Genomic DNA, 11814 nt, shown 5'->3' with positions numbered 1-11814 from the left:
AAGAACACTTTCCGGAATTTCCTTAATGCCTTACACCGAAAAAACAAACGGATCAGCTATTAGTTATCAGTTTAAATTAAAAAATAATCCTTCCACTGTAAAAGTACATTTCTTCTTTGATTCTACGCTTCCGTTCAAAAAAGGCGGGCACAGCGTTAAAGCTTATTTTGATAAAAGCGACCCAAAAACCATCGGTATCAATCAGGATTTAACCTGGGCGAATAATTATACCAAAATGTACCCTGCAGCTGCGGCGAGATTGGTAGAAAAAGTTGAAACATTTACACTTTCTCCGAATGAAAATAGCCTACAGATTTTAACAGTTGAACCGCTAGATCCGGGAGTTGTACTGTATAAAATAGTCATCGACAACGGGGGCTACGAAGAAACATATTTAAAAATGAATGAAAGTCCATATAAAAGATAAAATTATGAAGATTTTTAAAAATATTCTAACGTTTTCATTATTCATTTTTGCTTTGAATAATGATTTTGCTCAAGTTGAAAAAAGCAAAGTTTCATTACAGAAAGAATTTCGATATACCAATCCTATCACCAGAGATTCTGCCATTTCAATGCGGGATCATTTTATTATTAAAGTAGATGATATGTGGTATTGTGTGGGAACTTCAAATCCTGTCTGGACTGGCCCTAATCCGGGTGTCCGAATGTTGGTTTCAAAAGATTTGATCAACTGGAAACAGCATTCATTCATCATTGATGCCAAAAAACTTCCGAAAGACACGCCTTATAACGGAAGATTCTGGGCACCGGAAATTCATTTTATTCAAGGGAAATATTGGTTGACCGTAAACAGCGGAAAAGTCACCAAAGAAGACCCGAAAGGAATGGCAACGCACAGCGTTTGGTTGTTTTCAGCGGATAAAGTAACAGGGCCTTACAAATTGGTCAACGGTCCTCTGACACCTCAATATAATAATGATTCAACATTGTTTGAAGACGAAGACGGACAGGTTTATTTGTATTGCAGTGGCAACGGACTTTTTCAGGCTAAAATTGATTTAAAAACAGGAAAATTAACTACACCTATTCAAAAATTTCTCGACAAAAAACAACCAGGCTGGCCGGAATGGATGGTTGGTGGAATTGAAGGACCTTTCGTGATTAAAAAAGAAGGAACTTATTTTATGTTTTTCTCCACCTGGACACGAGGCTATGAAGTAGGTTTATTAAAATCAAAATCACCTTTGGGACCTTGGGAATTGGCTTCTCGGGAGCCTATTTTCGGAACCCGAAAAAAAGGTTACCGAGCCGAAATGGCGAAAGAAAACGGCTACGATAATCTATTCTTTACAGATACCGAAGATCCCTATCAGGAAACAGGACACAACGCTTTGTTCATCGGTCCCGACGGAAATCTCTGGAATTCCTGCCATTATTTTATGTATGAAAAAAGACCGTATCCGTACAGTCAGACTTTTGAGCCTTGGGAGTTGGGTCCGCAAATGGGAATTGAACCGGTACACTACAAAGACGGAATGTTTTACATCACAGGTCCAACTTGGACAGAGCAAATCATTAAATATTAATCAAAAAATTAATAATGATTAAAATGACTTTAAAATATACATTGAGTATGGCTTTGATGCTCACAGGATTATCATTATCTGCCCAGAATCCTATCATTCAGACCAAATTTACGGCCGATCCTGCGCCGTTAGTTTATAAAGACACCGTTTTTCTTTACACCAGTCACGATGAAGACGATGCATTCGGTTTTAAAATGAAAGACTGGCTGCTGTACACTTCAACAGATATGGTGAACTGGGCAGACCATGGGATTGTAGCTTCTTTAAAGGATTTCAAATGGACAGATCCCGAAAACGGAGCGTGGGCACCCCAGGTTGTAGAAAGAAACGGGAAGTTTTATATGTATTGCCCGATGCCGGGACAAAGAGGAATCGGTGTTTTGGTGGCAGACAGTCCGTATGGTCCGTTCAAAGACCCGATAGGAAAACCTTTGATTAAAAATTCAATTGATGATATTGATCCCACCGTTCTTATTGATGATGACGGGCAGGCTTATCTATACTGGGGAAATCCCAATTTATGGTATGTAAAGCTTAATAAAGATATGATTTCTGTGGATGGACCAGTGGTAAAAGATGCTTCAATTGCAAAAGTGAAAGGTTCTCCGGATCCGTTTCATTATCAGGAAGGTCCATGGGCGTGGAAGCGCAAAGGAAATTATTATATGGCGTATGCTTCCACATGCTGTCCGGAAGGAATAGGTTATGCAATGGGCAAATCAGCAACCGGCCCGTGGGAATTCAAAGGAATGATTATGGACAGTGATAAACGTTCCAACGGAAATCATCCCGGAATCATTGATTACAAAGGAAAATCTTATGTTTTTGCGTTCAATTACAATCTTGGAAAGCAAAAAATAAGCAAGCATTACGAACGCCGTTCTGTTTGTGTGAGCGAGATGGTTTATAATTCCGATGGCACTATTCAAAAGCTCCCGTTCTGGAATCCTGAAGGCGTGAAAAGAATAGGTACTTTGGATCCATATACGAAAGTTGAAGCCGAAACAATTGCCTACAGCGAAGGTTTGAAAACTGAAAAAATGACCGAATGGGAAAGAAACAATCCTTATGACACCGGAAAAAAGATTGCCGACCGAATCGTGGTTTCATCAGTCAATAATGGTGATTACCTAAAAGTTCAGGGCGTGGATTTTTCTAAAGGGACAAAATTTATGGAAGTATCGGCAGCTTCAATAGGCGGTGGAAGTATAGAAATTCACACTGATGCAGTTGACGGGCCGCTTTTAGGAACTATCAACATAACCGGAAAAGCGGAAGGGGATATTTTTAAAACCTTTAAAACTCAGGTAAAAAATATAAAAGGCGTGCACGATCTGTATTTTGTATTTACAGGAAGCAAAGACCTTTTCTACTTCGATTGGTGGAAATTCAGTGCAAATTAAACTGAGGCTCTAAAAATTTGATTATTACTAAAAAATGAAAAATAATACCATAAAAACGATAATAAACGGTCTGCTGATTTCTTGTGCAGGTACTTTTGCCGCACAAAACCCGATCATTCAGACGGCTTATACTGCAGATCCTGCTCCAATGGTCTACAAAGACAGATTATATGTCTACACCAGCCATGATGAAGATGATTCCACATGGTTTACGATGAACGACTGGAAGTTATTTTCCACCAATGATATGGTGAACTGGACAGATCACGGAGTAATTCTTTCCTATAAAGATTTTGACTGGGCAAAGCGTGATGCCTGGGCAGCACAGTGCATAGAAAGAAACGGCAAATTTTTTATGTACGTCCCGATGATATCCAAAACCAATAACAAAGGAGCAATCGGAGTTGCAGTTGCTGACAGTCCTTTTGGCCCATTCCATGATCCGCTGGGAAAACCGCTTGTTCAAAGTGAATGGGGGGATATTGATCCTACGGTTTTCATTGATGATGAAGGTCAGGCGCATCTCTACTGGGGAAACCCAAAGCTCAAATATGTAAAGCTGAATGAGGATATGATTTCTTATTCCGGCGACATCGTTGAGGTTCCGATGACGGAAGAATCTTTTGGAAAAAGGGAAGGAAACCCCGAAAGACCCACAAAATATGAGGAAGGACCTTGGCTTTACAAAAGAAAAGATTTGTATTATCTCTTCTGGCCGGGCGGTCCGCTTCCCGAATTTATCGGCTATTCCACCAGCAAAAACCCGCAGGGTCCATGGAAATACGGCGGAATTATAATGCCTTCCGAAGGGAAATCCTTTACCAACCATCCCGGAGTTATTGATTTCAGGGGTAAAACCTATTTCTTCTATCACAACGGTGCCTTGCCCGGTGGGAGCGGATTTACAAGATCGGTAAGCGTACAGGAGCTTAACTTTAATAAAGACGGTTCCATTTCACCTTTCAAAATGACCAGCGGAATTACAAAGGCCATTGCATCTGTTAATCCTTATGCATTCAATCAGGCGGAGATGATTTCATGGTCTGAAAATGTAAAATCTTACCAGAACAAAACAGCCGGAATTTTCATTAAAGCAAAGAAAAATGACGCCTACATTAATGTGAAAAATGTTGATTTTGGTAAAGAAGGAGCAAAGGCTTTTACGGCAAGAGTCGGAACCACGCATAATGGAAATGTAACGATGGAAGTAAGATCAGACGGCGTTAACGGACCCCTGATCGCGACTCTGAAAGTTCCGCTCACCGGAGGAGATGACCGTTTTGAAACGGTTAAAGTCAATGTGCTTAATACAATAACAGGTATTCAAAGTCTTTATTTTGTGTTTAAAGGTAAAGCGGAAAAAGACATTATGTTTTTCGATTATTGGATGTTTTCAAAATAAATCAGCGTGAAAAAAGTAACATTTATATTTCTTTTATTAATAAGTTTCGGTCTTTTATCTGAAATTAAAGCACAGGTTGCCGAAATTGCAAGCCCGGACGGAAAATTGAAGCTGAATATATTTTCGGAGGAAGGAAAAGCTTTGTATTCCGTAAGTTTTCTGGGGAAAATGATGCTCGAAAAATCTCCGTTGGGTTTAATCACGAATGAATCTGATTTTTCTAAAAATCTAAAATTCATCAACAGCAAAAAAAATAATATTTCTAAAAAATATTTCAACGAAAAAATTAAAAAATCCGAAGTTGAATATAAAGCTAATACGCTAACTGTCAATTTCATTAATGCGGACCAGTTCAATATCGGCATTGAATTTCAGGTAAGCAATAACAATGTGGCATTCCGATACGATATTCCATTTATGAAAGACCGTTTCAGCGTAGTGGTACAGTCTGAACTTACCGGATATCGTTTCCCGCCACAGAGCACCACCTTTCTCTCTCCGATGATGAAACCCATGACCGGTTTTGCCCGCACCGCACCCAGCTACGAAAGTGGGTACAAAGCCGATGCGGAATTAGGAGCAAAATCAGATTATGGTTACGTTTTTCCCGGGCTTTTCCACATTGGAAATGAAGACTGGATCTTGCTCTCGGAAACAGGGGTGAACAGTTTGTACTGCGCTTCTCATCTTACTGCCACTGCAGAAAAAAATCTATATCAGGTTGCGTATCCAAATATGGCAGAGAACAACGGATTCGGGAGCTCCGGTGCAGCGCTTTCTCTTCCCGGGAAAACACCGTGGAGAACCATTACCATTGGTAATTCCTTAAAACCGATTGTGGAAACTACCATTCCTTTTGATCTAGTAGAACCGCTTTACGAACCTTCGCAGAAATATCAGTTCGGAAAATCTACATGGAGCTGGATTTTATGGCAGGACAACAGTATGAATTATGATGATCAGGTGAAATTCATAAACCTGGCTGCTGCTTTGAACTATGAATTTATTTTGATTGATGCACTTTGGGATAAAAACATAGGTAAAGAAAGGATGAAAGAGCTCGTTCAATACGCAAAATCAAAAAATGTGAAGGTGATGCTGTGGTACAATTCCAACGGAGCCTCTAATGACGCACCAATGGGGCCGAGAAACAAAATGAGCACTTCTGTAGAGCGTAAAAAAGAAATGAAATGGCTAAAGGAAATCGGTGTAAAAGGCCTGAAAGTCGATTTTTTTGGCGGCGACAAACAGGAAACCATGCGTTTGTATGAAGATATTTTGTCTGATGCCAATGATTTCGGATTAACTATTATTTTCCACGGTGCTACTTTGCCGAAAGGCTGGGAAGTGATGTACCCGAATTATGCAGGAAGTGAAGCCGTTTTAGCTTCTGAAATGCTTTATTTTTCAGAAGATGTCCGCAAGCAGGAAGCGTTTTTTGCAACATTACATCCGTTTATCAGAAATACAGTCGGAAGCATGGAATTCGGAGGGACTTTTCTGAATAAATTTTTAACCAAATCCAATAAAGATAAAAACAAAAGATTGACTACAGACGGGTTTCAGCTCTCCACAGCCGTTTTGTTTCAGAATCCGATCCAGATGTTTGCCGTAATGCCGAACAACCTGAATGATTCACCAAAATTTCAGCTGGATTTTATGAAAGAAGTTCCGACCCTTTGGGATGAAACTGTTTTTATTGACGGTTATCCCGGGAAATATTCTGTCATTGCAAGAAGACATCAGGACAAATGGTATGTTGCAGGCATAAATGCAGAAAAAACTACAAAAAAGATTACACTGAATCTTCCGATGCTGGGAGCTAAGAATGTAACGCTCATCAACGATGATAAGGCAGGAAACACCTTTACAAAAACAGTTTCTATTAACAAAAAAGGAGAATACGAAATTGAAATTCAACCGAATGGCGGATTTGTGTTGAAGAATTAATGTAGAAATTATTAGGTCAGTTTCAACCTGATTTCCACTCAGGTCGGACCTCATGCGATTTGCCACAAGAGAACCCGAAGGGTTCAATATGAATAGCCGTAGGTAAAACCTATGTAAAACAAAAGAGCCGAATGACGAACCCGAAGGGTTCAACAATAACAACCACAGGTGAAACCTGTGGAAAAAATAATCAAGATAAATAAGAGATTATGAACAGATTCCCCATACTATTCTTTGTCATCCTGTTGTTTGGTGCTTATCTACATGTGCAGGCAGCCGAACGGTTTATCATAACAGAAAAAACCGGCGATGCCATTCTTCTGAAAGACAAATCTGTAGGGATTTCTTTATATATAGAATCCCAGTCTGATGCAGGAATATTAAGAGCCGTAAAAAGCCTTCAATCCGATTTTCAGAAAGTAACCGGTGATCAGCCCAGTCTGCTGAATCAGCTTTCCGGAATGAATTCACCTTTAATTATTATTGGAACTGTTGGAACAAAATCTGTTATCGATGATTTGATTAAACAGAAAAAAATTGACGGTAAATCTTTAACCGGAAAACGTGAAAAATACATCATCCAAAATATCAGTAATCCGTTTCCGGGAGTTTCGGAAGCCATTGTCATTGCCGGAAGCGATAAACGGGGAACTATTTACGGGATTTATGAAATGTCACGGCAGATAGGGGTTTCGCCCTGGTATTATTGGGCAGATGTTCCGGTGGAAACAAAAGAAAATTTATATTTCAAAAAAGGAATTTATACTGATGGAGAACCGGCCGTAGAATATCGCGGGATTTTCCTGAATGATGAAGAACCTTCTCTTGGAGGCTGGGCCAGAGCAACTTTTGGAGGAGTTAATTCTAAATTTTATGAAAAAGTTTTTGAGCTGATTCTTCGTCTGAAGGGCAACTACCTTTGGCCTGCCATGTGGGGCAAGGCCTTCTATGACGATGACGCTCTGAGCGGACCTTTAGCCGATGAGATGGGCATTGTTATGGGAACTTCCCACCACGAGCCGATGGCGCAGGCACAAACCGACTGGCATAGATACATTAAAAGAAATAACCTTCCAAATGTCTGGGATTACTCAAAAAATGCAAAAGTATTGCAGGAATTCTGGAAAGCAGGAATTATAAGAAGCAAAAATTGGGAAAAGCTCGTTACTGTTGGAATGCGTGGCGACGGTGATGAAGCTATGGGAGAGGGAACCAATATTTCATTACTCGAGAAAATTGTAAAAGACCAACGCAAAATTATTGCTGATGTCACAGGTAAAAAAGCCGATAAAACTCCACAGGTTTGGGCTTTGTATAAAGAAGTTCAGGATTATTATGACAAAGGCATGAGGGTTCCTGATGATGTGATTCTGCTGTTCTGTGATGATAACTGGGGCAACGTGAGAAAACTTCCGGATCTTTCAAAACCTTTGCACAAGGGTGGTTACGGCATCTATTATCATTTTGATTATGTGGGCGGACCAAGAAATTCCAAATGGATCAATATCAGTCCGATTCAGCGGGTTTGGGAGCAGATGAACCTGTCGTACGAACATAAAGTTGATAAAGTCTGGGTGGTCAACGTAGGTGATTTAAAACCCATGGAATTCCCGATCAGCTTTTTCCAGGAAATGGCTTGGAATCCGAAACAATTCAACTCAAAAAATCTACTGGAATATACCGAAAAATGGGCTGCACAGCAATTTGGAGAAAAACATTCTAAAGAAATTGCCGGAATGATTAACCTGTATGCAAAATACAACCGAAGAGTAACTCCGGAAACGCTGGACAGCAAAACATTCAGTCTTGAAAACTATAATGAATTTGAAACAGTTTTAAATGACTACAGAGCGTTGGCGCTGGAAGCTTTACGTCTGAAAGAGCAGATTCCGGCAGAATATCAGGACGCTTATTATCAGCTGGTTCTTTATCCCATCGACGCGTGCAGTAATTTGTATGAAATGTATTATGCGGTAGCTAAAAACAAAGAGTTAGCGGCCAAAAATGATAGTAAAGCAAATTTTTACGCAGATAAAGTGAAAGCATGTTTTGAACGAAATGCTTACCTCGATAATAAATATAACAATGAGATTGCCGGAGGAAAATGGACACACATGATGGATCAGATGAAAATAGGATACAAAGCCTGGTTTGACGGGAAAAAAAATATAATGCCCGAAGTTACCTATGTTTCTGAAGCAGATGTTCCTAAAGAAAAAATATTTGCAGAAAAAAACGGCTACGTTTCTATCGAAGCTGAAAACTTTGCCAGAATGGGCAATTCAGACAGGATTCATTGGGAAATTATACCCGATTTCGGAAAAACAAAATCAGGCGTGACTACATTTCCGCAAAATTCCTACCCAAAATCAGAAGAAAATATGTATCTGGAATATGATATTAATTTTGAATCTAAAGGCGAGTTTGAAGTACAGTTGCTTCTGGCCCCAACACTGAATTTCAATCACAATAAAGGATTGCGCTATGAAATTTCTTTTGATGGCGGAGCACCGCAAACTGTCAATTTTAACGGCCATTATAAAGGTGAGCTTGGAAAATGGCAGTCGGAGCACATCATTAAATCTGTTACTACGCATCAGATTTTACAACCCGGAAAGCATACGCTTAGTTTCAGAGTGCTCGAACCGGGAATTGTACTCGAAAAAATAGTAATCAATACCGGAGGTCTGAAACCTTCTTATCTGGGTGCTCCGGAAAGTGAAATCATGACAAACTAAACCTACTCAATAAAATTTGCTGATAATCTGTTTAAAATCAATTTCATGAAAAAAATAATCTTCAATATATCTATCCTGATTTGCGCTTTTTCATTCGGGCAGAATTACAAATATCCCTTCCGAAACCCTAATCTTCCGGTGGAACAAAGAATTGAAAATCTTCTGGGTTTATTAACGGTTGACGAAAAAATAGGAATGATGATGGACAATTCCAAGGCGGTTCCCCGTCTGGAAATCCCCGCTTACGGCTGGTGGAATGAAGCTCTGCATGGTGTTGCCAGAGCCGGGACGGCTACCGTTTTCCCGCAGGCCATCGGAATGGCAGCAACCTGGGACGTTCCGGAGCATCTTAAAACTTTTGAAATGATTTCTGATGAGGCAAGGGCAAAATACAATAAATCCTTTGCCGAAGCCAGCAAAACCGGACGATATGAAGGTCTTACATTCTGGACACCCAATATCAATATTTTCCGGGATCCAAGGTGGGGAAGAGGTCAGGAAACGTATGGAGAAGATCCTTTTCTTACTTCTGTTTTAGGCGTTGCTGCCGTAAAAGGATTACAGGGAAATGATCCTAAATATTTCAAAACACACGCCTGCGCCAAGCATTTTGCAGTTCACAGCGGCCCGGAATGGAACCGCCATTCTTACAACGCAGAAGTTTCCAAAAGAGATTTGTATGAAACTTACCTTCCTGCATTTAAAGCATTGGTTTTGGAAGGAAATGTAAGAGAAATGATGTGTGCATACAATGCTTTTGACGGTCAGCCCTGTTGCGCAAACAATACCTTGCTTACCGAAATTCTTCGTGGTAAATGGCAGTATGACGGAATGGTGGTTTCCGACTGCTGGGCTCTGGCAGATTTTTATCAGAAGAAATACCACGGGACACATCCGGATGAGAAAAGCACCGCAGCAGATGCTTTAAAGCATTCCACCGATCTGGAATGCGGAGATACCTATAACAATCTGCAAAAATCTCTCGCAAGCGGATTAATCACAGAAAAAGATATCGATATTTCGATGAGAAGGATCCTTAAAGGCTGGTTTGAGCTCGGAATGCTTGATCCCAAATCTTCCGTACACTGGAACCAGATTCCTTATTCTGTTGTAGATTCGGATGAGCATAAAAAGCAAGCCCTGAAAATGGCACAAAAATCAATTGTGCTGATGAAGAATGAAAAAAATGTACTGCCTTTCAATAAAAATATTAAAAAAATTGCGGTTGTAGGCCCGAATGCGGATGACGAAATAATGCAATTAGGAAATTATAACGGAACACCTTCATCTATAGTAACTATTCTGGAAGGAATTAAAACCAAATTTCCGAATGCTGAAATTATATATGAAAAGGGAACTGAAGTTGCCGATCCGTCTTCCAGAACCTCGCTTTATCAGAATTTTTTGAGCCAGAAAAACGGCGAAAAGGGTATGAAGGTTGAGTTTTTTAATAATAATGAGTTCAAAGGAAATCCGGCTAATATTTCAGTAAATAAAACAGGAATCAGCTACAGCAGTTTCGGCGGAACTCAGCTTGCACCGGGAGTTGCAAGGGAAAACACTTCAGCAAGAATTTCCGGAGTTTTCAAGAGCAGCTTTACAGGTGAGGTGATATTTTCTGCTTCCACATCAGATGTGTACACACTGTTTGTTGATGGAAAAGAAATCGCTACCAGAAAAGGGCCGGATGCAAGGCACCCTTCGGAATTTCCTGTGAAAATGGAAAAAGGAAAAGAATATCAGATAGAATTACGGCACACCCAAAAAGGAAAATATGTAAGCATCACCTTTGAAGCTTATAGAAAAGACCCTGTCAATTTTGCATCAGTAAAGGAAAAAGTAAAAGTTGCGGATGTAATTGTCTTTGCAGGCGGGCTTTCGCCAAGTCTGGAAGGGGAAGAAATGCTGGTGAATGCAGAAGGCTTCAAAGGCGGTGATAAAACATCAATTGAGCTCCCGAAAGTTCAGAGAGAGTTATTAGCTGAGCTGAGAAAAACCGGAAAACCTGTTGTTTTTGTCCTATGCACAGGAAGCTCACTCGGTCTTGAGCAGGATGAAAAAAACTATGACGCATTGCTGAATGTCTGGTACGGCGGACAATCTGGCGGAACTGCCGTTGCGGATGTGCTGGCTGGAGATTACAATCCTTCAGGAAGGCTGCCGGTTACTTTTTACAAAAATCTGGAGCAATTAGACAATGCGCTTTCAAAAACCAGCAAGCATCAGGGCTTTGAAAATTACGATATGCAGGGAAGAACCTACCGTTATATGACGGAAAATCCTTTGTATGCATTCGGGCATGGTCTGAGTTATTCAAAATTTACTTACGGCGACGCAAAACTGAGCAAAAACAGCATCAATACTGATGAAAATATCACCATAACTGTTCCCGTAACCAATACTTCGGAAAGAGACGGGGAAGAAGTGGTTCAGGTTTATGTTAAAAGAAATAATGATGCTTCAGCTCCTGTAAAGACTTTAAGGGCTTTTGAAAGAGTTTTAATTAAATCAAAAGAAACAAAAAATATTCAATTGACAGTTTCCAAAGATTCATTTAAATTTTATGATGAAAAAGCCGATGACCTGGTTTCAAAACTAGGGACTTATACCATTTTCTACGGTGGAACTTCAGCAGATTTTGGATTAAAAAATATGCAGTTGAAAGTCAGGTAATCTGTTGTCATGTAACGAAACCTATAAGGTTTATGATAAATATACTTATACAACTCATTTAAATAGTATTAGAAATGTCACACTGAGTGTAGTCGAAG

Annotated in this window: 7 protein-coding genes; all 7 read left to right on the top strand. The window is 39.9% G+C overall.

Annotated features, from left to right (window positions below):
* A partial coding sequence (locus H560_RS23095) for a hypothetical protein (RefSeq protein ID WP_027379650.1) occupies nt 1-427 on the top strand: 427 nt, incomplete at its 5' end.
* 4 nt (nt 428-431) lie between these two features.
* The gene (locus tag H560_RS0108510; RefSeq protein WP_162143855.1) at nt 432-1550 is read left to right on the top strand and encodes a glycoside hydrolase family 43 protein; all 1119 of its coding nucleotides are present in this window, start codon (nt 432-434) and stop codon (nt 1548-1550) included.
* A 14-nt stretch (nt 1551-1564) separates the two neighbouring features.
* Nucleotides 1565-2953 (top strand): glycoside hydrolase family 43 protein, encoded by a 1389-nt coding sequence (locus H560_RS0108505; RefSeq protein ID WP_027379648.1) that lies wholly within the window; start codon nt 1565-1567, stop codon nt 2951-2953.
* A 34-nt stretch (nt 2954-2987) separates the two neighbouring features.
* Nucleotides 2988-4355 (top strand): glycoside hydrolase family 43 protein, encoded by a 1368-nt coding sequence (locus H560_RS0108500; RefSeq protein ID WP_081413945.1) that lies wholly within the window; start codon nt 2988-2990, stop codon nt 4353-4355.
* A 6-nt stretch (nt 4356-4361) separates the two neighbouring features.
* A complete protein-coding gene (locus H560_RS0108495; RefSeq protein WP_027379646.1) occupies nt 4362-6305 on the top strand; it encodes a glycoside hydrolase family 97 protein in 1944 nt (647 codons plus the stop codon).
* Nucleotides 6306-6514: 209 nt separating this feature from the next.
* Complete coding sequence (locus tag H560_RS0108490; protein WP_027379645.1) at nt 6515-9043, top strand: glycosyl hydrolase 115 family protein; 2529 nt, start codon at nt 6515-6517, stop codon at nt 9041-9043.
* A gap of 45 nt (nt 9044-9088) precedes the next feature.
* Nucleotides 9089-11716, top strand: coding sequence for a glycoside hydrolase family 3 C-terminal domain-containing protein (locus H560_RS0108485; RefSeq protein WP_027379644.1), 2628 nt, complete (start codon nt 9089-9091; stop codon nt 11714-11716).
* The last annotated feature ends 98 nt before the right edge of the window (nt 11717-11814 follow it).

The sequence above is a fragment of the Chryseobacterium daeguense DSM 19388 genome, from assembly GCF_000430825.1.
Taxonomy (GTDB): Bacteria; Bacteroidota; Bacteroidia; order Flavobacteriales; family Weeksellaceae; genus Chryseobacterium; species Chryseobacterium daeguense.
The sequence above is the reverse complement of the archived record's forward strand: the minus strand, read 5'-3'. Positions and strand labels throughout refer to the sequence as shown.